This window comes from Pseudomonas sp. WMBT8 (genome assembly GCF_050916005.1).
Lineage (GTDB): Bacteria > Pseudomonadota > Gammaproteobacteria > Pseudomonadales > Pseudomonadaceae > Aquipseudomonas.
In genome coordinates, this window is the sequence record NZ_CP188096.1 from 4,439,700 (window position 1) to 4,463,418 (window position 23,719).

A 23,719-nucleotide genomic window follows, 5' to 3' on the forward strand; every position below is an offset into this window, starting at 1 on the left:
TGGCTAATTATTAGTCAGCTAAGCATGACCTATGACAGTAGGCAAGGCTTGCAATGTACTGATTCGTTACATTGTCGTAATTGGCGCATCAAATCTCGAATTCCGACTGCAAAGCGGCCCGCACACAGTACAAAACACCCTCCGGCACCCGCCCGGTGAACAGCGGCGCGATGTCGGACACCGGTGGCAACTCGCCCTCGCCGTCGAGAAACGCATCCTGGATTTCACCCAGCAAATCTTCCGGCAGATCCAGGGCCTGCTCCAGGGACAATTGCTGTTTGCCAATGGACTCGGCCAGCAAGGTGTAGACGTTTTTTTCCGAGCACTGCAACTGCCCGGCGATCTGGATCGGGGTCATGCCGGCGCGGGCCAGGCTGATCAGTTCGTGGCGGATATCGGCGATTTCCTTGGGTGCCTCGGTCTGGCCACCAAGGACCTCCAGGAAGGCCTGGCCATAACGCTCAAGCTTGCGCGCGCCGACGCCACTGACCCGGGCCATTTCGGCCATGGTGGTCGGTTGCTCGCGCAACATTTCCAGCAACGTGGAGTCGGGGAAGATGACGTAGGGCGGCACGCTGTGCTCTTGCGCCAGCTTGCGGCGCAAGGCACGCAGGGCTTCCCACTGTTCGCGCTCTTCGCCCCGCACCAATTGGCTGGCCTGGCTGGTACTGCTGGATTTGGCAGTGGTCTGCGGCTTGAGGTCGCGGCGCAGCTCCAGGCTGACCTCGCCCTTGAGCAGTGGCCGGCAGCTATCGTTCAGGCGCAGGCCGCCGTAGCCTTCCAGGTCGATATCCACCAGGCCGCGTGCCACCATCTGGCGGAACAGCGAGCGCCATTCGCCTTCAGCCCGCGCCTTGCCTACGCCGTACACCGATAGGTGCTGATGGCCAAAGCTGCGGATTTTTTCGTTGTCCTTGCCCAGCAGTACATCCACCAGATGGCCGACGCCATAACGCTGGCCGGTCCGGAAGATCGCCGACAAGCCTTGGCGCGCCGGCTCGGTAGCATCCCAGGTCTGCACGCCGTCCACACAGTTGTCGCAATGCCCACAAGGCTGGGGCATGTCTTCGTCGAAATAGGCGAGCAAGGTCTGACGACGGCAGCGGGTTTCTTCGCACAGCGACAGCATGGCGTCGAGCTTGTGCTGCTCCAGGCGCTTGTGGCGCTCATCGCCTTCGGAGTTTTGCAGCATCTGCTTGAGCATCACCACATCCTGCAGGCCGTAGACCATCCAGGCATCCGCCGGCAGGCCATCGCGACCGGCACGCCCGGTTTCCTGGTAGTACGCCTCAAGGGACTTGGGCAGGTCCATATGGGCCACGAAGCGCACGTTGGATTTGTCGATGCCCATGCCAAACGCAATGGTCGCCACCATGATCAGGCCTTCCTCGTTAAGGAAGCGCTTCTGGTGATAGGCCCGCAACTCGTTGGGCAGGCCGGCATGGTAAGGCAGCGCGGGATAGCCCTGCTCACACAGGAACGCCGCCACTTCATCGACCTTCTTGCGCGACAGGCAGTAGACGATCCCGGCATCGCTGCGCCGCTCGGAGAGGAACGCCAGCAACTGCTTGCGTGGCTGTTCCTTGGGCACGATGCGGTAAAAGATGTTGGGACGGTCGAAGCTGGAGAGAAAACGCTCGGCGTTCTGCAGGTGCAGGCGCTCGACGATTTCCTCGCGGGTGCGCTTGTCGGCCGTGGCGGTCAGGGCGATGCGCGGCACATTGGGGAACAGTTCGGCCAGTTGCCCCAATTGCAGGTATTCACGGCGGAAATCGTGGCCCCACTGGGATACACAGTGGGCCTCGTCGATAGCGAACAGGGAGATTTCCAGGCTCTGCAGGAATGCCAGCATCCGCGGCTGGACCAGACGCTCGGGCGCCAGGTAGAGCATCTTCACTTCGCCACGGCGGATCCGCGCCGCCAGGTCGCGTTGCTGTTCGGCACTCAGGGTAGAGTTCAACGCGGCGGCGGCGACGCCCAACTCTTCCAGGGTGGCCACTTGATCGTCCATCAGCGCGATCAATGGCGAGACCACTACCGCCAGCCCTTCACGCAACAATGCCGGCACCTGGAAGCACAACGACTTGCCGCCACCGGTAGGCATCAGGACCAGCGCATCACCGCCGCTGGCCACGCGCTCAATGATCGCACCCTGGCGGCCACGAAAGCTGTCGTAGCCGAAGATGTCCTTGAGGACGCGTTGAGCCTGTTCAAGCATGAAAAACTCCAAATTCCACCGAAATCCCTCTGTACAGGCTGGCTGAAAAAGCGCGCCTGGCCAGGAAATAATCCGTAAGCGAACTTTTCCCGCAACCGCATCCGGCCTGCAGGGGCATCACAAAACGCGGCAGTATACCCGAGCGCTCCCCGGCAAAGGGCGCCACTGACGAATAGCGGCCCATCTGAAAACCTTGCAAATATGCCGTGCGGCTGGCCTGCACGCTCAAGAAGGCCTAGAATTCAGCATCGTTTATTCCCAAGGTAGTCTTTCAATGTCCTTCGCTGAGCAACTAAACCGCCTGCAAGCCTTCCTCGATGCCGATGAGCTGCATGACGAGGCGCTGGACTACGTGGCCGCCCACGGCTACCTGACTGCGCTGTCGATCTGCTCCGAACCGGTGCCTGATCGTGAATGGATCGATGCCCTGTTCGCCGAAGAGCCGCACTACAAGGATGAGGCCCAGCGCACCGAGATCGAAGAAACCCTGCTCCAGCTCAAGGCCCACATCTCACGCCAATTGGCGTCCGATGAGGAGTTCGAGCTGCCCTGCGACCTCGACCTCGGCGAAGAGCCCGACGACTCCGACCTGCGCGGCTGGTGCATTGGCTTCATGGAAGGTGTGTTCCTGCGTGAAGCGGCCTGGTTCGAAACCGCCGAGGAAGAAGTCAGCGAAATGCTGCTGCCGATCATGGTCGGTTCCGGCCTGTTCGACGACCAGCCTGAGTTCGCCGATATCGCCAGCGACGCCAACCTGATGGACGACATGATCGTACAGATCCCGGAAGCACTGACCGCCCTGTACCTGCTGTGCAACGCCCCCGACGAAAAACCGGCGATCCTCAAGCCTCGCCACCACTGAGTACCCCGCCCGTGGCGCCCATGGGCAACCGCTCCCCGATTGTGCACTACGTGCTGCTGGCCATTGGCTGGTTGAGTGTCGCACTCGGGGTGATCGGGATCTTCCTGCCGGTCTTGCCGACCACCCCCTTCCTGCTCCTGGCTGCCGGCTGCTTTGCCCGCAGCTCCCCGCGTTTCTATGACTGGCTGGTGAATCACCCGCGCCTTGGTCCGTGGATTCGCGACTACCTGGACGGCAACGGCATTCCATTAAAAGGCAAGGTGTACGCCATCGGCCTGATGTGGCTGAGCATCGGCCTGTCCTGCTACCTGGTGCCATTGCCCTGGGCACGCGGGTTCATGTTGACCAGTGCGGTGCTGGTGACGATCTACATCCTGCGTCAGAAGACCCTACCTCCACGTTCGTAGGAACCGCCCCTACACGACCTTCGTCGACACTGACTAACCCCGGCCATCATGCGAGACTGTCGCCCCGGGCCTGGAATGCCCGGGTGTTCTTATGTCCGGAGTACTCATGACGCTGTCCAGCGGGCTGATCGCCGCCGTTGCCCTGGCCTACATGGCCATTATGTTTGCCATCGCCTTCTACGGTGACCGCCGCCGCGCGCCGCTGCCGCCACGGGTGCGCGCGTGGGTGTATAGCCTGTCGCTGGCGGTGTACTGCACCAGTTGGACCTTCTTCGGCGCTGTGGGCCAGGCTGCTGAACAGCTGTGGGCATTTTTACCGATCTACCTGGGCCCCGTCCTGCTTCTGGTGCTGGCGCCCTGGGTCCTGCAAAAGATGATTCTGATCAGCAAGCAGGAAAACATTACCTCCATCGCTGACTTTATCGCTGCGCGCTATGGCAAATCCCAGTCCCTGGCGGTGGTCGTGGCGCTGATCTGCCTGGTCGGCGTGCTGCCTTATATTGCCCTGCAACTCAAAGGCATCGTGCTGGGGGTCAACCTGCTGATTGGCGCCGGTGCCGATGCCACCGGCACGCGAGCCCAGGACACCGCCCTGATCGTGTCCCTGGTGCTGGCACTGTTCACCATCGTATTCGGTACCCGCAACCTCGACGCCACGGAGCACCACCGTGGCATGGTGCTGGCGATTGCCTTCGAATCCCTGGTCAAGCTGTTCGCATTTCTTGCCGTCGGTGCATTTGTTACCTACGGCCTGTACGACGGTTTCAACGATCTGTTCAGCCAGGCCATGCTCGCGCCGAGGCTGGAGGAGTACTGGAAAGAGACCGTCAACTGGCCGTCGATGGTGGTGCAGACCGGCGTGGCGATGATGGCGATCATCTGCCTGCCCCGCCAGTTCCACGTCACCGTGGTGGAGAACATCGAGCCCCAGGACCTGCGCCTGGCCAAGTGGGTGTTCCCCGCGTACCTGGTGCTGGCTGCGCTGTTTGTGGTGCCGATTGCCCTGGGCGGCAAAATGCTGCTGCCCGGCTCGGTGCTGCCGGACTCCTACGTGATCAGCCTGCCCCTGGCCGAAGCCCATCCGGCCCTGGCGCTGCTGGCGTTTATCGGCGGCGCTTCGGCGGCGACCGGCATGGTCATCGTCGCGAGCGTGGCGCTGTCGACCATGGTTTCCAACGATATGTTGCTGCCCTGGCTGCTGCGCCGCACCAACGCCGAGCGCCCGTTCGAAGTCTTCCGCCACTGGATGCTCTCGGTACGCCGGGTCAGCATCGTGATTATCCTGCTGCTGGCCTATGTCAGTTATCGCCTGCTCGGTTCCACCGCCAGCCTGGCGACCATCGGCCAGATCGCCTTTGCTGCGGTGACCCAACTGGCACCGGCGATGCTCGGCGCACTGTACTGGAAGCAAGCCAACCGACGCGGCGTGTTTGCCGGCCTGGCGGCAGGCACCTTCCTGTGGTTCTACACCCTGGTGTTGCCGATTGCCGCCCATAGCCTGGGCTGGTCGCTGAATATCTTCCCGGGCCTGGCCTGGCTGCACGGCAACCCGCTGGGGCTGCCTATCACGCCACTGACCCAGGGTGTGGTGCTGTCTTTGGCCGGTAACTTCACCCTGTTTGCCTGGGTCTCGGTGCTGTCGCGTACACGGGTGTCGGAGCATTGGCAGGCCGGGCGCTTTATCGGCCAGGAAACCAGCCAGCGCGCCAGCGCCCGCTCCATGCTGTCGGTGCAAATCAATGACCTGTTGAGCCTGGCCGCGCGGTTTGTTGGCGAGGAACGCGCGCAGCAGAGCTTCATCCGCTTCGCCTATCGCCAAGGCAAAGGCTTTAACCCCAACCAGAACGCCGACAACGACTGGATTGCCCACACCGAACGACTGCTGGCTGGCGTGCTCGGCGCCTCATCGACACGGGCGGTGGTGAAAGCGGCCATTGAAGGCCGCGAAATGCAGCTAGAGGACGTAGTTCGTATCGCAGACGAAGCCTCCGAAGTGCTGCAGTTCAACCGGGCGCTGTTGCAAGGCGCCATCGAGAACATCACCCAGGGCATCAGTGTGGTGGATCAGTCCCTCAAGCTGGTGGCCTGGAACCGTCGCTACCTGGAACTGTTCAACTATCCCGACGGCCTGATCAGCGTCGGCCGGCCGATTGCCGACATTATTCGCTACAACGCCGAGCGCGGGCTGTGCGGCCCGGGTGAGGCCGAAGTCCACGTGGCGCGGCGCCTGCACTGGATGCGCCAGGGCCGGGCACATACGTCGGAACGGCTGTTTCCCAACGGCCGGGTGATCGAGTTGATCGGCAACCCGATGCCGGGCGGGGGGTTTGTCATGAGTTTTACTGACATTACTGCGTTCCGCGAGGCCGAGCAGGCTCTGACCGAGGCCAATGAAGGGCTGGAACAGCGGGTCACCGAGCGCACCCATGAACTGTCGCAACTGAACGTGGCCCTGACCGATGCCAAGGGCGTGGCCGAGTCGGCAAACCAGTCGAAAACCCGCTTCCTCGCCGCCGTCAGTCACGACCTGATGCAACCGTTGAACGCGGCGCGACTGTTCTCGGCCGCCCTCTCCCACCAGAGCGAAGGCTTGTCCGGCGAGGCCCGGCAACTGGTGCAGCACTTGGACAGTTCGCTGCGCTCGGCCGAAGACCTGATCAGCGACTTGCTGGATATCTCCCGCCTGGAAAACGGCAAGATCAACCCTCAGCGCCAGCCGTTTGCCTTGAGTGAACTGTTCGACGCCCTGGGCGCGGAGTTCAAGGTGCTGGCCCAGGAGCAAGGCTTGAGTTTCCGCCTGCGCGGCAGCCGCTTGCGCATCGACAGTGATATCAAGCTGCTGCGGCGAATCCTGCAGAATTTCCTGACCAACGCTTTTCGCTATGCCCACGGCCCGGTACTGCTGGGTGTACGACGGCGTCGCGGCGAACTGCGCTTGGAGGTGTGGGATCGTGGCCCAGGCATCCCGCTGGATAAACAGAAAGTCATCTTCGAAGAGTTCAAGCGCCTGGACAGCCACCAGACCCGTGCCGAAAAGGGCCTGGGACTTGGCCTGGCCATTGCCGACGGGCTGTGCCGCGTGCTCGGTCACCGCTTGCGCGTGCGCTCATGGCCAGGCAAAGGCAGCGTGTTCAGCGTCAGTGTGCCGCTGGCCAAGGCACAGACCAGCTTGCAGGTGCAGGCCACACCGGACAAGGGCCTGCCACTGAGCGGCGCCCAGGTGCTGTGCGTGGACAACGAAGACAGCATCCTGATTGGCATGCGCAGCCTGTTGAGTCGTTGGGGCTGCCAGGTCTGGACCGCACGCGACCAGGCGCAATGCGCGGCGTTGCTGGCCGAGGGCATGCGCCCGCAATTGGCATTGGTGGATTACCACCTGGACCACGGCGAGACCGGCACAGAGTTGATGGGCTGGCTGCGCGCGCAACTGGCGGAGCCGATTCCTGGGGTGGTGATCAGCGCCGATGGCCGTCCGGAGATGGTGGCCGAGGTACATGCAGCGGGGTTGGATTACCTGGCCAAGCCGGTAAAACCGGCGGCATTGCGCGCACTGCTGAACCGGCATTTGCCGTTGTAACGTGCGGGTGCTGGCTTGCCGTAATGCCGCTCAGTTAAGTGAACGAGCCCCCCTGTGGGAGCGGGCTTGTCGGATCGCCGCATCGCCGCGAAGACGTCGACCCAGCAAACATTGATGTTGACTGGCCCACTGCTTTCGCGAGCAAGCCCGCTCCCACATAGAGTTCTGTGTTTAGTCAGGTAGCTGGGCGACGCCATCTTCGTCAGTCATCGCTTTTTCCAGCAGATCGGCAGGCAGGCCTTTACTGGCCCGCGCACCCAGCAGCTTGAGTTGCTCCACCCGGCTGACCAGATTGCCGCGACCATCTGTGAGCTTGTTGCGCGCAGCACTGTAAGCCTTATCCAACTGCTGCAATCGATTGCCGACTTCATCCAGGTCCTGGATAAACAGCACGAACTTGTCGTACAGCCAGCCGGCGCGTTCGGCGATTTCCCGGGCGTTCTGGCTTTGCCGCTCCTGCTTCCACAGGCTGTCGATCACCCGCAGGGTCGCCAGCAAGGTGGTCGGGCTGACGATCACGATATGGCGATCGAAGGCCTCCTGGAACAGGTTCGGCTCGGCCTGCAACGCGGCCGAAAACGCCGCCTCGATGGGTACGAACAACAACACGAAATCCAGGCTGTGCAGGCCTTCCAGGCGCTTATAGTCCTTGCCGGCCAAGCCTTTGACATGATTGCGCAACGACAGCACATGCTGCTTGAGGGCGGCCTGGCCGATCACCTCGTCATCGGCCGCCACGTACTGCTGATAGGCGGTCAGGCTGACCTTGGAGTCCACCACCACCTGCTTGTCGCCCGGCAACATGATCAGCACGTCCGGCTGGAAACGCTCGCCATCCGGGCCCTTGAGGCTGACCTGGGTCTGGTACTCACGGCCTTTCTCCAGGCCGGCATGTTCCAGCACGCGCTCCAGAATCAGTTCGCCCCAGTTGCCCTGGGTCTTCTGTCCCTTGAGGGCGCGGGTCAGGTTGGTGGCTTCGTCCGACAGGCGCAGGTTCAATTGCTGCAGGCGCTCCAGCTCCTTGCCCAGGGAAAAACGCTCGCGCGCTTCATTCTGATAGCTTTCTTCCACGCGCTTTTCGAACGACTGGATGCGTTCCTTCAACGGGTCAAGCAATTGCCCCAGACGCTGCTGGCTGGTTTCGGCAAACCGCTGCTCACGCTCATCGAAGATTTTCCCGGCCAGCTCGGCGAACTGCGCACGCAGTTCATCCCGCGAGCCTTGCAGGTCGTTGAGGCGTTGTTGATGGCTGTCCTGCTGCTCGCGCAGTTCGGCGCGCAGGGAGGCCGACAAGGCATCCAGGCGGCGTAGCTCACCTTCCTTGGCGGAGCGCTCGATGTTCCAGGCGTGGGCCGCATCCCGCGCGTTATCGCGATCGATTTGCAGCAACTCGACTTCCCGGCGTACCGCTGCCAGATCCGCCTGCTTGGCCGCATTGGCCTGGCTCAGGTCGCTGATCTCGTCGCGGCTGGCGTCCAGTTGCGCGGCCAGGCCTTCCTGGGCCAGTTGCGCAGTGGCCAGGCGCTCTTCCAGCAGTTCCCAACCGGTGCGGCGTGCGTTCAGGCGGCGCTGGATCTGCCAGCACAGGACCGATAGAGGCAACGCCGCAGCGGCGAGGCCCAGTGCCACACTGGTCCAGTCAAAAGCCATAGCCATTCCTGCCATTACGGTAAAAGAGGAAGGTTAACCAAGCAGGCGCTTCGTGGACAGCTCAGTCTTTGAGCTGACCCAATTCACGCTGGGCGCCCACGTCGCCGGCACGGGCGGCCTGGCGCAGGAGGTCATGGCCGATGCGGCGGTCCCGGGCATTGCCGCACTCGCGACACATCAACAGGCCCAGGCGGCTCTGTGCCACGACCACACCTTCACGAGCCGGCTGCTTGAGCAAACGTCCGGCGAAATGCTTGATGTTGGGGTTATCGCCGATGCGGGGGCTATCCAGCAGCCACAAGGCGACCTTCAAGGAGAAACGCTTGGGCGGGGTAACACTAGCAGGGTTGTCGGTAACAGAAGGTGATACTGAGCGAAACTTCATAAAGCACTGTAGGGCAGAACGGAAGGCGCGCCACTCTACTCCTTTTTTCGTACGGGTAAAGCTGAAAAAACCCTGCACGCCCGTTCTAGAGCAAGCGCTCGGGACAATCCACAGAAGCTGTGGATAACTCAGTGGACAACCGTGCTTTAACTCGCGCAAAGGCCCATGGAATGGGGGCCGCGCTTAAACTGACGATTTTTTCACCAATAAAAAAAAGCCAGGTTTTTCATTGACTTAAATTTTCGATGCAGGCATTCGTGGGTCAATCGGGCCGCGCACCATCCTGGTGACACACTGCGCAACCAATGTGCACAACTACCTGCCTGGCGGTTATATCCCCACCCTCACACGGCGCAAAACGTTACGCCGGTGACACACTAGCCCGGACCGAGGCCTGGCCCCCAATAAAGTATTTTGGCTAACACACTTGCTTTACCTGTTTCAAGCCATTACTATCTGCGGCGTTAGTACCAAGCTGAAAGTCAATTCTGGTCGAACAAATCCCCGCGATGTAGCTTCCCTAAAGAGAAGTTCTGTCAATCTTGATGGGATCGACCACCTCGATGGTTTCCAGGTATCACTTGCGACGACACTGCCTTTGAACAATGCAAAGGGTGTCGCGAAGTTTCCATACTCTGACCGAACCAACCTGCAAATTGATCAGGATCTTCACCCTGGGCCCAGAACCTTTGCCCCTGTCGTGTTGCCTGCCCTCCTAAGTACCTACCTGCCAGCCCAAGCGCGCCAAACTATTTAGCGCTTCAAACTGGCTGCTTTGTTCCAGTCGGGTTCTTCGCATGATCAATGGTGATCAGCGTCACTGGAACGTTTTAACGTTGCACGGATCTTATCCGTGTCATTTGTAGGAACACCAATAATATGTCCACTCAAATCCATACTCAGGATGCCATTCGCACCCTCACCAATGCTTTTGCCCCAATGAACTGCCTGATCATGGCCGCTCGCAAAGGCTGCTTCAGCTTCACCCTGGTCAACGAACACGGTATCGCTCGTCACAGCGAACGCCTGTACCCCGATCAATACTCCAGCGCAGAACCGCTGCAGGCCGTGATCGAGCGTACCCGTCAGGCCCTGGTTGCCTGATTGACCCGACGCTGAACATCGAAAACCCTGCCCGCAAGGCAGGGTTTTTTATTGCCCGCGATTCGGTTTTTCAGCAGTTCCTTTTAGGCCAAACAGATATAACGCTTATAACCACCGGCCGGAAATATTTTAAAAACAGTCCTTTACGTCGTGAATCTGACACTACACTTCAACTCAGGCGGCATGATCCGCCTCCGGCGAGCCTGAGATCCGATTCACCGCTGCCAAGCCCCCCTTCTCAGGCCTCGTCGACCACTTTCAAGGTTTCGAGGGTTTTATGGGCATTGCCGCCGGCGAATTGTGTCGTTATGTGATCCGACCCACGCTGATTTACCTCGGTCGCCACAGCCAGACAGCAGAAACCCTGCTGCTGGGAGTTGCCGCCAGCCAATCGGAACTGGGTTCTGCCTTGCACGACCGGCGCGGCCACGGCCTGTATCGCATCACCGAACCGCGTCACAGAGCCCTGTGGGACAACTACCTGGCCCTGGACCCCGAGCGTGCAAGCCTTGTGCGCGGCCTCGCCAGCCAGCATGCCTTCCTCAGCGGGCCGCAGCTGGAGCTGGCGGTCAACCTGCGTTACGCCACCGCCATCGCCTGGTCGCTGGTGGAACAACATCGCCCCGAGCTGCCCCAACCCGACGACCTGCTGGCCATGGCGCGTATCTGGAAAGAAATATTTCACCCCCAGGGTCGGCTGCGCGATTACACCCAGGCCTGGCAAACCTGTGTAAACCCAATGAATCAGGTCGCCTGCTGATCGGGCACTTTGCAAGATTCGGCAAAAAGCGGCAATTTTGGTCGGATTGTCCTACAAAACCGCTCTATCTCCTACATTACAGCCTATAGCGCTAAGTTAATTTTATTGATACTTTCCGCAGCGGTGATCACCACGGAGTTCTAATAATGAAAAAAGTAATGCTCAAGACCACACTTAGCCTCGCCGTTGCCATGGCCTCTTCCCAACTGTTCGCAAGCGGCTTTGCCCTCAACGAACAGAGTGTTAGCGGGATGGGTACCGGTTTCGCAGGCCGTTCTTCTTCTGCCGATGATGCAAGCACTGTTTTTGGCAACCCTGCCGGTATGGCTCGCCTTGAAGGCCAGCAAGTCACAGGCGGTGTTGCAGCGATTGATGCCACGACCAATATCAGCCAGGTCAGCGGCAACACCAACACTTCCGGTAGCAACAAAGGCGATATGGTGCCTTTCACTGCCGTGCCGTTCGGCTTTTACACCAACAAACTCAACGAGCAGTGGGCAGTCGGTTTCGGCGTCTATGCACCGTTCGGCCTGGTCACTGACTACGAACGTGGCTTCCAGGGTCGCGGCTTTGGCAGCAAGAGCGAAGTGAAGGTCATTACCTTCCAGCCAACTGTCAGCTATGCCTTCAACGACCGGGTGTCCGTAGGTTTCGGTCCGACCTTCAACCGCATCGCCGGTACGCTGGAGTCGGATGTTTCGCTGCCGCAAGTGCCTAACGCCGTCAACAACATCAAGATCAAGGGTGACGATACCGCCCTGGGCTTTAACGTTGGCGTGCTGGTACAAGCCACCGACACCACTCGCGTGGGCCTGACCTACCACTCGAAAGTGAAGTACAAGCTCGAAGGCCACACCGAAGTGTCCCCAGGCACCGGCGTTCCAGGCCAGTTGCTGCGCGGCAACCGCTACGACGCTTCGCTGAAGATCGACACCCCTGAATCCTGGGACCTGTCGGTGACCCAGGACATGAGCGATGCCTGGAAGCTGTATGCCGGTGCGACCTGGACACGCTGGAGCCGCCTGAAAGACATCACCGTCAACAACGAAGGTGTCACTGCGGGCAACGGCGGCGGTGCAGCACCACAGCTGGTGGGCACCATCACGGAAGAACAGAACTGGCACGACACCTGGGCTTACGCAGTCGGTACCTCGTACCAGCTGACCAAGCAAGTGGTCCTGCGGACCGGCCTGACCTTCGACCAGTCGCCTACCAACAACACTAATCGTTCGCCACGTATCCCTACCGGCGACCGGACAATCTTCAGTGTTGGCCTGGGCTACGCGGTCATGGATAACATGACCATCGACCTGGCTTACTCGTACCTCCAGGAAGAAGACATCAAGGTCAACAGCCACAACAAGCTGGGCCAGACGTACAACGCCAAATATGAAAACAGCGCCAACGGTTTTGGCCTGGGCATGACGTACAAGTTCTGATCCAGCGCTGCATAAAAAAGCCCCGCTCTCCTGCACAGGAGGCGGGGCTTTTTAGTGGCCGATAATCAGGGCTTGGATGCCAGCGCCTGCTCCACAGCCTCGATCAGCTCCGGGCTGTCCGGCTTGGTCAGGCTGGAGAAGCTGGCGATCACCTTGCCCTGGCGATCCACCACGTACTTGTAGAAATTCCATTTCGGCGCGTTGCTTTGTTCGGCCAGGACCTTGAACAGGTGTACCGCATCAGGGCCCCTGACCTTCTGTGGCTCGGTCATGGTGAAGGTCACGCCGTAATTCACGTAGCAGACCTTGGCCGTCTCCTCGCCCGTCTTGGCTTCCTGCTTGAAGTCATCGGAAGGCACGCCAATCACTTCCAGGCCATCGCCCTTGTAGCGCTGATACAACGCCTCCAGGCCCTTGAACTGCGGGGCGAACCCACAAAAGCTGGCGGTATTGACGATCACCAGAGGCTTGCCGGCAAAGCGCTGGCACAGATCGATGGATTCCTTGGCACGCAACTTCGGCAATTGGCCTTCAAGCAACGTCGGGCAATCGGCGGCCATGGCGACACCACCAAAGGCCATCATCAGGGCGGGTACTGCAAGCCAACGCATTAACATGTGGGGTGTCCTTGAACAAAGTCAGGCAAGCAACTTAACAGATCGACATACCCAGTTGCATCAACGCCAGCCCGCTGCGCTGCCAGCCCCACCAGGCCAGCAGCAACAACGTCAGCAGGCCGGCTGCGCCAACCCAGTACCCGATCGAGTTCATGCAACCCCCATCTGCGCTTGCAACCTGGCCACAGGTCGCTCACGCACAGGCCAGTTAAGGGCGGCCGCGACCAGGCTCAAGACGATCGCCACCTGCCAGATCAAATCGTAGCTACCGGTTCGATCATAGACCACGCCCCCCAGCCAGCCGCCGAGGAACGAGCCCAACTGATGGAACAGGAACACGATCCCACCCAGCATCGACAGGTTTCTTACGCCAAACAAGGTCGCCACGGTGCCGTTGGTCAGCGGCACGGTCGACAGCCACAAAAAGCCCATGGCCATGCCGAACAGGTAGGCACTCATTTGCGTCACCGGCGCCCACAGGAACAACACGATCACCACCGCCCGCAGCAGGTACAACGCGGTAAGCAAACGTGGCTTGGACATCCGCCCGCCGAGCCAGCCTGCGGTGTAGGTGCCGAAGATGTTGAACAGGCCGATCAGCGCCAGCACCGTGGTGCCGACGGTCGCCGGCAGATGCTGGTCCACCAGGTAGGCCGGCAAGTGCACACCGATAAACACCACCTGGAATCCGCAGACAAAAAAGCCAAAGGCCAGCAACCAGAAACCGGAATGGGAACAGGCTTCGTGCAGGGCCTCGCGCAGGGTTTGCTGGCCTGCCACCACCGGCAGCGGGCGGTCCTTGATCATCGTCACCAACGGCACGATCAGCGCCACCAGCAGGCCCAGCACCAGCAAGGCGGCGGACCAGCCCAGCCAGCCAATCAGGCCCAGGGTGCCCGGCAACATGGCGAACTGGCCAAAAGACCCGGCGGCGCTGGCAATGCCCATGGCCATGCTGCGTTTTTCCGGAGCCACGGCACGCCCGACCACGCCGAGGATCACCGAGAACGAGGTACCGGACAGGCCGATCCCGATCAACAAGCCGGCACTCAACGACAGCGACCACGCCGAATCGGATAAGCCCATGAACACCAGGCCCAAGGCATACAGCACGCCACCGATCATCACCACTTTGGCCGCGCCAAAGCGGTCGGCCAGGGCCCCGGTGAACGGCTGCGCCAGGCCCCAGATCAGGTTCTGCAGGGCGATGGCGAAGGCAAAGGTTTCACGGCCCCAGCCGAACTCGGCGCTCATGGGCGCCAGGAACAGGCCAAAGCCATGTCGCACGCCCAGGGAAAGGGCCAGGATCAGCGCACTCCCGACAAGAATCCAGCCACTGGTACGCCACATCGAGGTCATTATTATTCTCCGCTACGGGTATATACCCGCTTATATTCGAACGAGCCCGCTTTTAAGCGAGTTCATCCAGCAAGGCCAACAGGGTTTCGCGTTTTTGCACGCCTAACTTATCAATCAGTTTCTGCTGCGCCGCTTCCCAGGCCGGCAACGCGGCCGCCAGGCGCTGTTTGCCTTCCTCCGTGAGCACGACCAAACGGTTGCGCAGGTCATCGCCCTCCACCAACCGCACCAGGCCTTCACCCTCCAACACCCGCAGGTTACGCCCCAGGGTGCTGCGATCCAGGCCCATGGCATCGGCCAGGGTAGAAATACTCGGCTGGTTCAGGCGCTGCAGGTTACACAGCAAGGAATACTGGGCGACGTTGATCCCGAAGCCATCGAGGGCGCCGTCATAGTGCCTGCTGACGCCACGGGCGGCACGACGCAGGTTGGTGCATAAACATTGGGAGGCAAGCATGGAACGTGTATATACCCGCGATTAAGGAAATGCAAGAAAGTGTTACAGAGCCAGACCGATCAACACCGCTACCTCAAGCAGCTCCAGCAAGGCGCCGGCCGTGTCACCGGTGGTGCCGCCCAGCCGATTGATCATCAGTTGCCGCAAGCCCACAAAGCAGATGGCCGCCAGCAACACCGCAATCCCGCCACTGAAACCGCCGATCAACACACACGCCAGGCCGCTGAGGATCAGCACCTGCTGCCCGACAATCCGTGGCAAGTGGTCAGCCAGCGCCTGGCCCAGGCCCCCGGCGCGCACATAGCGGGTAGTAAGAAACAGTGCCAGCAGCGAGCTGCGACCGATCAACGGCGCGAGGATCAACGCGGCGCCATTGTGTTGCTCGATCAGCGCCACCAGCGCGGTGAATTTGAGCAGCAGCACCAAGCCCAGGGTCACCACCGCAATCGGGCCGCTGCGCGGGTCTTTCATGATGCTCAAGGTGCGTTCGCGGTCGCCAAAACCGCCCAGCCAGGCGTCAGCGCTGTCCGCCAGGCCATCCAGGTGCAGGCCGCCACTGAGCAACACCCAGGCCGTCAGCAGCAGGGCCGCATGCAACAGCAAAGGCGCGCCCATCAACAGCGTATTCAAGCCCCACAGCAGCAGCCCGAACAACAGCCCCACCAGCGGATAAAACAGCAGCGAGCGCCCCAGCTCCTGGGGTTGCGGCATGCCCGGCAGGCGGATCGGCAAGCTGCTGAGAAACTGCAAGGCAATCCAGAACGGCAACATTCAGGCGCCCTCGCTCAACATGCCATCGGCTTCGACCCGCAGGCTGAACAGGCCACCGTGGCCGACCTCGACATTCAGCAACTGTTCACGGGGCAAGCCACGGGCCTGGGCCAGCAGTAAACGCATGACGCCACCATGGCTGACCAGCAGCACCCGTTGTCCGGCATACAGCTGATGCAGACGTAGGACGGCGCCGCGCACGCGCTGGGAAAACGCCTCGACAGGCTCGCCATCCGGCGGCGTAAAGCTATAGGGATCCGCCCAGAACAGGCCCAGCGCCTCGGCGTCGGTCGCCATCAACTGCGCCGCGCTCTGCCCTTCCCAAGCGCCGAAATGCAGCTCCTGTAGATCCTGTTCCAGGCTCACCGGCAGGTTCAGGCGTGCGCCCAACTCTTCAGCGAACCGCGCGCAGCGCTGCAGCGGCGAGCTGACCAGTCGATCCCACGGCCCGCGCGCCAGCACCGCCTCGCGCATCTGCGCCCAACCCTTGGCGGTCAGCGCATCATCCAGGCTGCCGCGCAAACCACCGCCCAGTTCGGTTTCACCATGGCGCAGCAGGTCCAGGTGCAAGGTCATGCCGGGCGATCCGCCACGGCGGCTTCTGCGAACGTCGCCATCTGCCCGTGCAACGCACAGGCCAGGCGCAACAGGGGCACCGCCAGCGCCGCACCGCTGCCCTCGCCCAGGCGCAGGCCCAGTTCCAGCAGCGGCTGGGCTTCAAGGCTTTGCAACACATGGCGATGGCCCGGCTCGGCGCCCCGATGGCCGAACAACAGCCATGGCCGGCAAGACGGGTTCAGGCGCGTGGCGACCAGCGCCGCGACGGTGCAGATAAACCCGTCGACCAGCACTACCACCCCCGCCTGGGCGCAGGCCAAATAGGCCCCCACCAACCCCGCAATCTCCAGGCCACCGAGGTTGAACAGGGTCTGCAACGGGTCACCCCGCTGCCCGGCATGCAACGCCAGGGCGCGCTCGATCACCGCCACTTTATGGCTTACGCCCTGGGCATTCAGGCCGGTGCCGGGGCCGGTCAGGTCGCTGACCTGGCAATCGAGCAAGGCGCAGGCCAGTGCACTGGCGGCAGTGGTGTTGCCGATGCCCATCTCGCCGCCAATAAACAGCTGCGCACCAGCGTTGATCGCCCGCTGCACGCTGTCACGCCCCGCCGCCAGGGCCAACTGACCCTGGGCCTCGGTCATGGCCGCGCCCAGCACAAAATTGGCCGTGCCCGGGGCGATATTCAGGTGGCGCACGCCCGGCAGGTCGAGCGATGGCGTCACGGTGCCCAGGTCCACCACTTCCAGCTGTGCATCCAGTTGCCGGGCCAGCACGCTGATCGCCGCACCGCCGCTGACAAAGTTGTGCAGCATCTGCCCGGTGACTTCCTGGGGATAGGCCGAGACGCCTTCGGCGACCACACCGTGATCGCCAGCAAAGATCGCGATCCATACCTGCTCGACCGTTGGCTTGACCCGGCCCTGCAACCCGGCCAGTTGCACTGCCAGCGCCTCCAGTTGCCCCAGCGACCCGGCGGGCTTGGTCAGTTGCTGCTGGCGGGCCAGGGCTTGTTCATAGGCCGTGGCGTCCAGCGCCTTGCAGGGTTGCAGCCACCAGGATTGGCTCATAACGCAGTACCTTTCAAAGTCAGGGGCAGGCCCGCAACGGTCAGCACTACACGCTGACAACGCTCGGCCAAGGCTTGATGCAGCCAACCGGCTTCATCCACATAGCGGCGAGTCAATTCGCCCAGCGGCACGACACCCAGACCGGTCTCGTTGCTGACAAAAATGATTTCCCCCGGCAGCGACGCCAGGCAGTCCAGCAGGGATTCACGCTCGACGCCCAGGCGCTGTGGGTCGTCCAGCAGCAACAGGTTGGTGAGCCACAGGGTCAGGCAATCGACCAGCAGGCAACGGCCCGGGGCAGCGTTTTCACGCAGCACCCGCGCCAATTCCAGCGGTTCCTCGATCAGCCCCCAATGGCTGGGACGACGCTGGCGATGCAGGGCCACGCGCGCGTTCATTTCACCGTCCAGGGGCTGGCTGGTAGCGATATAGGTGACGGGCATGGCGCTGTCGCTGGCGAGTTGTTCGGCCAGGCGGCTTTTACCGGAGCGGGCGCCGCCGAGGATCAGTTGCAACATGGTCAAGCCCTCAAATGCCACATAACTGGCGCAGCAACCGAGTGTCCAGATGCTGCTCCACCAAATCCGCCAGGCGCTCGATATCGCGCTCGCGCAGGCCGTGGTAATCGACTTCCTGCACATCCTGCAAACCGGCCCAGCGCAGCAAGGCGCTGCATGCGGCGGGCGTCTCGAACAGACCGTGCAGATAAGTGCCAAGGATCTGCCCATCATCGCTACAAGCACCGTCGCTGCGGCCATCATCCAGGCGCACCGCCGCCTCCTCCAGGGCAGGCCCTCGGGTCACGCCCGCATGGATCTCATAACCACTGACCGGCGCCTCTTCCAGCACCAGCCGGCCGCGCACATTGCGCAATTGTTTCTCGGCTTCCAGGGTGGTGCTGAACGCTAGCAGGCCCAGGCCAGCGCTGGAACCCGCCGCGCCTTCCAGGCCCAGCGGATCGTGGACCTGCTCACCCAGCATTTGCAGGCCACCGCAGATGCCCAGGACTTTGCCGCCATAGCGCAAGTGCCGGGCAATCGCGCGGTCCCAGCCATTGGCGCGCAGATAGGCCAGGTCGCTGCGCACGCTTTTCGAGCCGGGCAAGATGATCAGGTCGGCGGCGGGGATTGCCTGGCCCGGCCCGACAAACTGCAGATCCACCTGGGGATGCAGGCGCAGCGGGTCGAAGTCGGTGTGGTTGCTGATGCGCGGCAATACCGGCACCACCACCTTGAGTACCTGCGCGGCCTTGTCGATCTGGCGCTGGTCGATGCCATCCTCGGCTTCCAGGTGCAGGTCCATCACGTACGGCAGCACGCCCACCACCGGTTTGCCGGTGCGCGCCTCAAGCCAGTCGAGGCCCGGTTGCAGCAGGGCGATATCGCCACGGAAGCGGTTGATGATAAAGCCCTTGACCCGCGCCTGCTCCGACGGCGACAGCAACTCCAGCGTGCCCACCAGATGAGCAAACACCCCGCCGCGATTGATGTCGGCGATCAGCAGCACCGGGCAATCCACCGCTTCAGCAAACCCCATATTGGCAATGTCGTTGGCCCGCAGGTTGATCTCGGCCGGCGAGCCTGCGCCTTCGACCATCACCACCGGGTAGGCCGCGCTCAGGCGCGCATGGGAGGCCAGCACCGCCTGCATGGCGATGGCTTTGTAATCGTGATAGGCCACTGCATTCATGCTGGTCACGGCATGGCCATGGATGATCACCTGGGAGCCGGTGTCGCTATTGGGCTTGAGCAGCACCGGGTTCATGTCGGTGTGCGGTGCCAGGTTGGCGGCCTGGGCCTGCACGGCCTGGGCGCGGCCGATCTCGCCCCCTTCTGCCGTGACCGCACTGTTGAGCGCCATGTTCTGCGGCTTGAAGGGCACTACCGGCACGCCCTGGCGCACGACCCAGCGGCACAGCGCGGTCACCAGGGTGCTTTTGCCCGCGTCGGAGGTGGTGCCTTGCACCATCAGGGTGGTCATGAAGTTTGCTTCCAGGCAGTCAGGGCGTGTTCGAGGCGCAGCCAATCGGCGTCAGTCCCGGGCAGGCCAAAACGCAGGCTGCTGTCGTGGACAAACAGGCGCAGCAGGATGCCGCGCTGGGCCATGAACTCATGTAGCAGCTCGGCGCGGTCGGTGATCAGCCACTGGAACAGCGCGCAGCCGCCTTGTGGGCGCAGGCCATACTGCTCCAACAGGCGAAACAGGCGCTGGCTGGCGTCTTCGCAGCGCTGGCGCTGGTAGGTGTGGCCGGTACTGTCGCGCAGGCACACCTGGCCCAACTCCCGCGTCGGCCCGCTCACCGCCCACGGGCCGACCTGCTCGGCCAGCAGCTTGAGCAGCTTGCGCTCGGCCAATACAAAGCCCAGGCGCACCCCGGCCAGGCCGAAAAACTTGCCGAACGAGCGCAACACAATCAACCCCACTTGATTGGCCTGGCTCGCCAGGCTCAAGTGCGGGGTGTTGTCCATAAAGGCTTCATCCACCACCAACCAACCACCGCGCTGGGCCAGGCGTGCATGCCAATCCAGCAGGCGCTGGGGCGTAAGGCTCAGGCCGGTGGGGTTGTTGGGATTGACCACCACCAGCACGTCGAGGCTATCGAGGAAGAAGTCGACTTCCTGCTCCAGCACCTCGCGCACGATGTAACCGGCGCGGCGCCAGGCTTGGGCATGCTCGGCGTAGCACGGCGACAACACGCCGACCTTGCCCGCCCGGCGCAGGCGCGGCAGCAGCTGGATCGCCGCCTGGGAACCCGGCACCGGCAACACCTGGGCTGCGCCGTAGTAGTCGCAGGCGGCCTGCTCCAGGCCGTCATCGGTCTCTGGCAGGCGGGCCCAGGCCCGCAGCGGGATGGGCGGGATTGGCCAGGGCCAGGGCGCGAGGCCACTGGACAGGTCCAGCCAGTCTTCCTGGGCGATGCCGTACTGCAACGCCGCCTTGCGCAGCCGTCCACCGTGTTCAAGCATAGAATTGCGCCCCCGCACACAGGATCAACACCCACAGCCACACGCCGCGCTGCACCAGTTGCCAGCCACGCTCGATGGAATCGGCATCGGCCGGCGGCCCTTCGCCAAGGGTCGGACGCTGGTGCAACTCGCCGTGATAAATCGCCGCCCCGCCCAACTCGACACCCAGGGCGCCCGCGCCCGCAGCCATCACCGGCCCGGCATTCGGGCTGTCCCAGGTCGGGCCCTGGCGGCGCCAGCATGTGAGCGCCAGGCGGGTCTTGCCGAGCACGGCGTAGGTCAACGCAACCAAGCGTGCCGGAATGTAATTGAGCACATCGTCAATCTTCGCCGCCGCCCAGCCAAAGCGCTCAAAGCGTTCGTTGCGATAGCCCCACATGGCATCCAGGGTATTGCTCAGGCGGTACAGCACCACGCCCGGCACCCCGGCCACGACAAACCAGAACAGTGCGGCGAACACCGCATCGCTGCCGTTTTCCAGCACCGACTCGGTGGCGGCGCGCGCCACTTCGGTGCTGTCCAATTCGCTGGTCTGACGGCTGACCAGGTAACTGACACGCGTGCGCGCCTCGTCCAGGTTGCCGCTGCGCAGGGCCTGGGCCACCGGTAGCACGTGCTCACCCAGGCTGCGCATGCCCAGGGCCAGGTACAACGCGAGGATCTCGATCACCCAGCCGAAGTAAGGCGCCCAGGACAAGGCCGTGGCCAGCAAGGTCAGCGGTATCACCGTGATAAACCACGCCGTCACGCCATGGCTGCGCCAGCCGCGCCCCGCAGAGTTGAAACGCTGCTCGATGCGCCCGGCAAAATTGCCGAACGCCACCAGCGGATGCCAGCGCCTGGGCTCACCCAGCAGCGCATCCAGCGCCACTGCGGCGACGCTCAGCAAGGCCACACTCATTGACTCACTCCCCAATAATTCTCATACAGCATGTCACTCAGCGGACGCGGTTCGGTCCAGCCCTCAAGTTGCAACATCGGTGCCGGGTAGAACTCCGTCACCAGGCCCAGGCACAGCACGGCCAGCGGCTTGGCGCCGGGCGGCAGGCCGAGCAGGTCGGCCAGGTCCTGGGGTTCGAACAGCGACACCCAGCCCATGCCCAGGCCTTCGGCGCGGGAGGCCAGCCATAGATTCTGGATCGCGCAGGACAGCGACGCCAGGTCCATTTCCGGCAAGGTCCGACGCCCGAAAATATGCCGCTCGCGATCATCCATCAACGCCGCCACCAGCACCTCGGCGCAGTCGTGGATGCCTTCGACCTTGAGCTTCATGAAATCGTCCGAACGCTCGCCCAGGGCTTGCGCGGTACGGATGCGTTCGGCTTCCACCAACTGCTGGATCTGCCCGCGCAGGTTGCGGTCGCTGATGCGGATAAAGCGCCAGGGCTGCATCAGGCCGACGCTGGGGGCCTGGTGCGCGGCCTGCAGCAGGCGCTGCAGCAGCTCGGGGGCGACGGTGCCGCCGCTGAAGTGGCGCATGTCGCGACGTTCGGCGATGGCGCGGTAGATCGCGTCGCGCTCGGCCTGGGGGTAGGCGTGGTCGGTCATGGCCCTATCGCGGGCAAGCCCGCTCCCACATTTGAACCGTGGTCGCCTGCCATGCCGGCTTGCCGGTCTGGCGCAAACAACGCGGCCACCGCAGCCGGGTTCGACGGGAAGTAAAAGTGCACATAGGAGGCCGTCATCCGCCCCTGGCGATACACCGCCTCGGCGCCGCGCCCGCCGTTGGGGCTCAGGCCACGGGCAATCGGCTGCCACGGCGTGCTGGTCAGGGAATGATGATAGGTATGCCCGCGCAGCACGCCTTCCGGCAGCTCGACCGTTTGCAGGGCCAGGGCCGCCAGGCGTTTTTGCATGACCGCATCGCCTTGCAGCAGGCCCAGCAGTTCGGCGCGCGTGCCCTCGACATCGGTCAAGGAATCGAGCAGGTAGAGCATGCCCCCGCATTCAGCCAGCAACGGTTTGCCGGCAGCGTGATGGGCACGGATCGCCTGCAGCATCGCGCTATTTTGCGACAGCGCCTGATGATGCAGTTCCGGGTAGCCACCGGGCAGATAGAGGCTGTCGGCGTCGGGCAGCACGCGGTCATGGATCGGCGAGAAGAAGTGCAACTGCGCGCCCATCGCTCGCAGCAAATCCAGGCTGGCGCCGTAGGTGAAGGCAAAGGCTTCGTCACGGGCCACGGCAATCCGCACCCCGGTCAGCAACGGCTGGGCTTCGATCAGCTCGGGCGCAGCGAATTCCACCGGCGGTGGCAGCGCTACCTCGCAACTGCTGGCCAGGGCGGCGGCGGCAGCATCCAGGCGCAGGTCCAGGTCATTCAGCTCGCTGGCCTGCACCAGGCCCAGGTGACGGCTGGGCAGCTCAATGCCGGTTTCCCGGGACAGTGCGCCGTACCAGCGCAGGCCTTCGGTCAAGCTGCCTTCGAGCAGTTGGGCGTGGCGCACGGTGCCGACACGGTTGGCCAGGACCCCGGCGAACGGCAGGTCTGCCTGGTAACGCGCCAGCCCCAGCGCCAGGGCGCCAAACGTCTGGGCCATGGCGGTGCCATCGATCACTGCCAGTACCGGCACGCCAAAATGGCGCGCCAGGTCGGCGCTGGAAGGTGTGCCGTCGAACAGGCCCATCACGCCCTCGATCAGGATCAGGTCCGCCTCCCCCGCTGCTTCCCACAGCAGGCGGCGACTTTCCTGCTCGCCGACCATCCACATGTCCAATTGATAGACCGGCGCACCACTGGCGCGCTCATGGATCATCGGGTCGAGAAAGTCCGGGCCGCACTTGAACACCCGGACCTTGCGCCCCAGGTTGTGGTGCAAACGGGCCAGGGCGGCGGTGACGGTGGTCTTGCCCTGGCCTGACGCCGGCGCGGCGATCAGCACGGCAGGGCAATGGCGCGGCTGGTTCAAAGTTCGATGCCCTTCTGTGCCTTGATACCGGCCTGGAACGCATGCTTGAGCATGCCCATTTCGGTGACGGTGTCGGCCATTTCAATCAGTTCTGGCTTGGCGCCACGCCCGGTGACCAGCACATGCTGCATGGGTGGGCGAGCTTGCAGGTCGCCAAGCACCTGGTCGAGGTCGAGATAGCCGTGCTTGAGCGCGATATTCAGCTCATCCAGCACCACCAGACCGATGGACGGGTCCTGCAACATTTCCCGGGAGACTTTCCAGGCTGCTTCGGCAGCGGCGATATCACGCTGGCGGTCCTGGGTCTCCCAGGTAAAGCCCTCGCCCATCACATGGAAACGCACCTGCTCGGGGAAGCGGCGGAAGAACAGCTCTTCCCCGGTGCTGTTGCGGCCCTTGATGAACTGCACCACGCCGCATTGCATACCGTGGCCCATGGCCCGGGCGAGCATGCCAAAGGCCGAGCTGCTCTTGCCTTTGCCGTTGCCGGTCAATACCAGCAGCAAACCGCATTCGTTCGGTGAATTGGCAATGCGCTCGTCAATCACCGCTTTTTTGCGCAGCATGCGCGCCAGGTGGCGTTCGTCACGATCGGGGGAATCAGTCATGG

Annotated in this window: 22 protein-coding genes; 6 read left to right on the forward strand and 16 right to left on the reverse strand. The window is 62.7% G+C overall.

Annotated features, from left to right (window positions below; genetic code table 11):
- Nucleotides 1-88: 88 nt before the first annotated feature.
- The gene (recQ, locus tag ACO77H_RS20060) at nucleotides 89-2,218 is read right to left on the reverse strand and encodes a DNA helicase RecQ (RefSeq protein ID WP_169993290.1); all 2,130 of its coding nucleotides are present in this window, start codon (nucleotides 2,216-2,218) and stop codon (nucleotides 89-91) included.
- A 274-nt stretch (nucleotides 2,219-2,492) separates the two neighbouring features.
- Between recQ and ACO77H_RS20065 the strand changes: the two genes are divergently transcribed.
- The 3 genes from ACO77H_RS20065 (at nucleotide 2,493) to ACO77H_RS20075 (ending at nucleotide 7,064) form a co-directional block, all read left to right on the forward strand.
- Nucleotides 2,493-3,080, forward strand: a complete 588-nt coding sequence (locus ACO77H_RS20065; RefSeq protein ID WP_169955890.1) for a YecA family protein — start codon at nucleotides 2,493-2,495, stop codon at nucleotides 3,078-3,080.
- Nucleotides 3,081-3,100: 20 nt separating this feature from the next.
- Nucleotides 3,101-3,487: a YbaN family protein gene (locus ACO77H_RS20070; protein ID WP_432754486.1), complete on the forward strand. Its 387-nt coding sequence runs from the start codon at nucleotides 3,101-3,103 to the stop codon at nucleotides 3,485-3,487.
- A 106-nt stretch (nucleotides 3,488-3,593) separates the two neighbouring features.
- Nucleotides 3,594-7,064 carry a hybrid sensor histidine kinase/response regulator gene (locus tag ACO77H_RS20075; protein WP_169955886.1) on the forward strand — a complete coding sequence of 1,157 codons (3,471 nt, stop codon included), beginning with the start codon at nucleotides 3,594-3,596 and terminating at the stop codon, nucleotides 7,062-7,064.
- A gap of 171 nt (nucleotides 7,065-7,235) precedes the next feature.
- On the opposite strand, the gene rmuC is transcribed toward ACO77H_RS20075, so the two are convergent.
- Entirely contained in the window at nucleotides 7,236-8,600 is a 1,365-nt protein-coding gene (rmuC, locus tag ACO77H_RS20080) for a DNA recombination protein RmuC (RefSeq protein WP_169955265.1), read from the reverse strand.
- A gap of 175 nt (nucleotides 8,601-8,775) precedes the next feature.
- Complete coding sequence (locus tag ACO77H_RS20085) at nucleotides 8,776-9,099, reverse strand: sel1 repeat family protein (protein WP_169955257.1); 324 nt, start codon at nucleotides 9,097-9,099, stop codon at nucleotides 8,776-8,778.
- Between the two features lie 879 nt (nucleotides 9,100-9,978).
- Here ACO77H_RS20085 and ACO77H_RS20090 point away from each other — a divergent pair.
- The 3 genes from ACO77H_RS20090 (at nucleotide 9,979) to ACO77H_RS20100 (ending at nucleotide 12,402) form a co-directional block, all read left to right on the forward strand.
- Nucleotides 9,979-10,203: a hypothetical protein gene (locus ACO77H_RS20090; protein WP_007898912.1), complete on the forward strand. Its 225-nt coding sequence runs from the start codon at nucleotides 9,979-9,981 to the stop codon at nucleotides 10,201-10,203.
- 277 nt (nucleotides 10,204-10,480) lie between these two features.
- The gene (locus tag ACO77H_RS20095) at nucleotides 10,481-10,963 is read left to right on the forward strand and encodes a hypothetical protein (protein ID WP_169955256.1); all 483 of its coding nucleotides are present in this window, start codon (nucleotides 10,481-10,483) and stop codon (nucleotides 10,961-10,963) included.
- 146 nt (nucleotides 10,964-11,109) lie between these two features.
- Nucleotides 11,110-12,402 carry an OmpP1/FadL family transporter gene (locus ACO77H_RS20100; protein ID WP_169955255.1) on the forward strand — a complete coding sequence of 431 codons (1,293 nt, stop codon included), beginning with the start codon at nucleotides 11,110-11,112 and terminating at the stop codon, nucleotides 12,400-12,402.
- A 65-nt stretch (nucleotides 12,403-12,467) separates the two neighbouring features.
- On the opposite strand, the gene ACO77H_RS20105 is transcribed toward ACO77H_RS20100, so the two are convergent.
- The 13 genes from ACO77H_RS20105 to cobO form a co-directional block, all read right to left on the reverse strand.
- Complete coding sequence (locus ACO77H_RS20105) at nucleotides 12,468-13,019, reverse strand: glutathione peroxidase (protein WP_169955254.1); 552 nt, start codon at nucleotides 13,017-13,019, stop codon at nucleotides 12,468-12,470.
- 150 nt (nucleotides 13,020-13,169) lie between these two features.
- Entirely contained in the window at nucleotides 13,170-14,369 is a 1,200-nt protein-coding gene (locus ACO77H_RS20110) for an MFS transporter (RefSeq protein WP_169955264.1), read from the reverse strand.
- 61 nt (nucleotides 14,370-14,430) lie between these two features.
- The gene (locus ACO77H_RS20115) at nucleotides 14,431-14,835 is read right to left on the reverse strand and encodes a MarR family winged helix-turn-helix transcriptional regulator (RefSeq protein WP_169955253.1); all 405 of its coding nucleotides are present in this window, start codon (nucleotides 14,833-14,835) and stop codon (nucleotides 14,431-14,433) included.
- 42 nt (nucleotides 14,836-14,877) lie between these two features.
- A complete protein-coding gene (locus ACO77H_RS20120) occupies nucleotides 14,878-15,606 on the reverse strand; it encodes an adenosylcobinamide-GDP ribazoletransferase (protein WP_169955252.1) in 729 nt (242 codons plus the stop codon).
- Nucleotides 15,607-16,182, reverse strand: coding sequence for an alpha-ribazole phosphatase family protein (cobC, locus tag ACO77H_RS20125; protein WP_170056950.1), 576 nt, complete (start codon nucleotides 16,180-16,182; stop codon nucleotides 15,607-15,609).
- Nucleotides 16,179-17,234, reverse strand: coding sequence for a nicotinate-nucleotide--dimethylbenzimidazole phosphoribosyltransferase (cobT, locus tag ACO77H_RS20130; protein WP_169955250.1), 1,056 nt, complete (start codon nucleotides 17,232-17,234; stop codon nucleotides 16,179-16,181). Before cobT ends, cobC begins: the two co-directional genes overlap by 4 nt.
- Complete coding sequence (cobU, locus tag ACO77H_RS20135; protein WP_170056948.1) at nucleotides 17,231-17,752, reverse strand: bifunctional adenosylcobinamide kinase/adenosylcobinamide-phosphate guanylyltransferase; 522 nt, start codon at nucleotides 17,750-17,752, stop codon at nucleotides 17,231-17,233. The genes cobT and cobU overlap by 4 nt, the downstream gene beginning before the upstream one ends.
- Nucleotides 17,753-17,762: 10 nt before the next feature.
- A complete protein-coding gene (locus ACO77H_RS20140) occupies nucleotides 17,763-19,214 on the reverse strand; it encodes a cobyric acid synthase (protein ID WP_170056947.1) in 1,452 nt (483 codons plus the stop codon).
- The gene (gene cobD / locus ACO77H_RS20145) at nucleotides 19,211-20,200 is read right to left on the reverse strand and encodes a threonine-phosphate decarboxylase CobD (protein WP_170056946.1); all 990 of its coding nucleotides are present in this window, start codon (nucleotides 20,198-20,200) and stop codon (nucleotides 19,211-19,213) included. Before cobD ends, ACO77H_RS20140 begins: the two co-directional genes overlap by 4 nt.
- Nucleotides 20,193-21,101: an adenosylcobinamide-phosphate synthase CbiB gene (cbiB, locus tag ACO77H_RS20150; RefSeq protein ID WP_169955246.1), complete on the reverse strand. Its 909-nt coding sequence runs from the start codon at nucleotides 21,099-21,101 to the stop codon at nucleotides 20,193-20,195. Before cbiB ends, cobD begins: the two co-directional genes overlap by 8 nt.
- Nucleotides 21,098-21,748 (reverse strand): 5,6-dimethylbenzimidazole synthase, encoded by a 651-nt coding sequence (gene bluB, locus ACO77H_RS20155; protein WP_432754487.1) that lies wholly within the window; start codon nucleotides 21,746-21,748, stop codon nucleotides 21,098-21,100. Before bluB ends, cbiB begins: the two co-directional genes overlap by 4 nt.
- Nucleotides 21,745-23,109 carry a cobyrinate a,c-diamide synthase gene (locus ACO77H_RS20160; protein WP_432754488.1) on the reverse strand — a complete coding sequence of 455 codons (1,365 nt, stop codon included), beginning with the start codon at nucleotides 23,107-23,109 and terminating at the stop codon, nucleotides 21,745-21,747. Before ACO77H_RS20160 ends, bluB begins: the two co-directional genes overlap by 4 nt.
- Nucleotides 23,106-23,717 (reverse strand): cob(I)yrinic acid a,c-diamide adenosyltransferase, encoded by a 612-nt coding sequence (gene cobO / locus ACO77H_RS20165; protein WP_032857045.1) that lies wholly within the window; start codon nucleotides 23,715-23,717, stop codon nucleotides 23,106-23,108. Before cobO ends, ACO77H_RS20160 begins: the two co-directional genes overlap by 4 nt.
- Between the last annotated feature and the right edge of the window lie 2 nt (nucleotides 23,718-23,719).

Coding starts and splice junctions, on each gene's coding strand:
- recQ (WP_169993290.1), bottom strand. CDS start 2,218: ATGCTTGAACAGGCTCAACGCGTCCTCAAGGACATCTTCGGCTACGAC.
- ACO77H_RS20065 (WP_169955890.1), top strand. CDS start 2,493: ATGTCCTTCGCTGAGCAACTAAACCGCCTGCAAGCCTTCCTCGATGCC.
- ACO77H_RS20070 (WP_432754486.1), top strand. CDS start 3,101: ATGGGCAACCGCTCCCCGATTGTGCACTACGTGCTGCTGGCCATTGGC.
- ACO77H_RS20075 (WP_169955886.1), top strand. CDS start 3,594: ATGACGCTGTCCAGCGGGCTGATCGCCGCCGTTGCCCTGGCCTACATG.
- ACO77H_RS20085 (WP_169955257.1), bottom strand. CDS start 9,099: ATGAAGTTTCGCTCAGTATCACCTTCTGTTACCGACAACCCTGCTAGT.
- ACO77H_RS20090 (WP_007898912.1), top strand. CDS start 9,979: ATGTCCACTCAAATCCATACTCAGGATGCCATTCGCACCCTCACCAAT.
- ACO77H_RS20095 (WP_169955256.1), top strand. CDS start 10,481: ATGGGCATTGCCGCCGGCGAATTGTGTCGTTATGTGATCCGACCCACG.
- ACO77H_RS20100 (WP_169955255.1), top strand. CDS start 11,110: ATGAAAAAAGTAATGCTCAAGACCACACTTAGCCTCGCCGTTGCCATG.
- ACO77H_RS20105 (WP_169955254.1), bottom strand. CDS start 13,019: ATGTTAATGCGTTGGCTTGCAGTACCCGCCCTGATGATGGCCTTTGGT.
- ACO77H_RS20110 (WP_169955264.1), bottom strand. CDS start 14,369: ATGTGGCGTACCAGTGGCTGGATTCTTGTCGGGAGTGCGCTGATCCTG.
- ACO77H_RS20115 (WP_169955253.1), bottom strand. CDS start 14,835: ATGCTTGCCTCCCAATGTTTATGCACCAACCTGCGTCGTGCCGCCCGT.
- ACO77H_RS20120 (WP_169955252.1), bottom strand. CDS start 15,606: ATGTTGCCGTTCTGGATTGCCTTGCAGTTTCTCAGCAGCTTGCCGATC.
- cobC (WP_170056950.1), bottom strand. CDS start 16,182: ATGACCTTGCACCTGGACCTGCTGCGCCATGGTGAAACCGAACTGGGC.
- cobT (WP_169955250.1), bottom strand. CDS start 17,234: ATGAGCCAATCCTGGTGGCTGCAACCCTGCAAGGCGCTGGACGCCACG.
- cobU (WP_170056948.1), bottom strand. CDS start 17,752: ATGTTGCAACTGATCCTCGGCGGCGCCCGCTCCGGTAAAAGCCGCCTG.
- ACO77H_RS20140 (WP_170056947.1), bottom strand. CDS start 19,214: ATGACCACCCTGATGGTGCAAGGCACCACCTCCGACGCGGGCAAAAGC.
- cobD (WP_170056946.1), bottom strand. CDS start 20,200: ATGCTTGAACACGGTGGACGGCTGCGCAAGGCGGCGTTGCAGTACGGC.
- cbiB (WP_169955246.1), bottom strand. CDS start 21,101: ATGAGTGTGGCCTTGCTGAGCGTCGCCGCAGTGGCGCTGGATGCGCTG.
- bluB (WP_432754487.1), bottom strand. CDS start 21,748: ATGACCGACCACGCCTACCCCCAGGCCGAGCGCGACGCGATCTACCGC.
- cobO (WP_032857045.1), bottom strand. CDS start 23,717: ATGACTGATTCCCCCGATCGTGACGAACGCCACCTGGCGCGCATGCTG.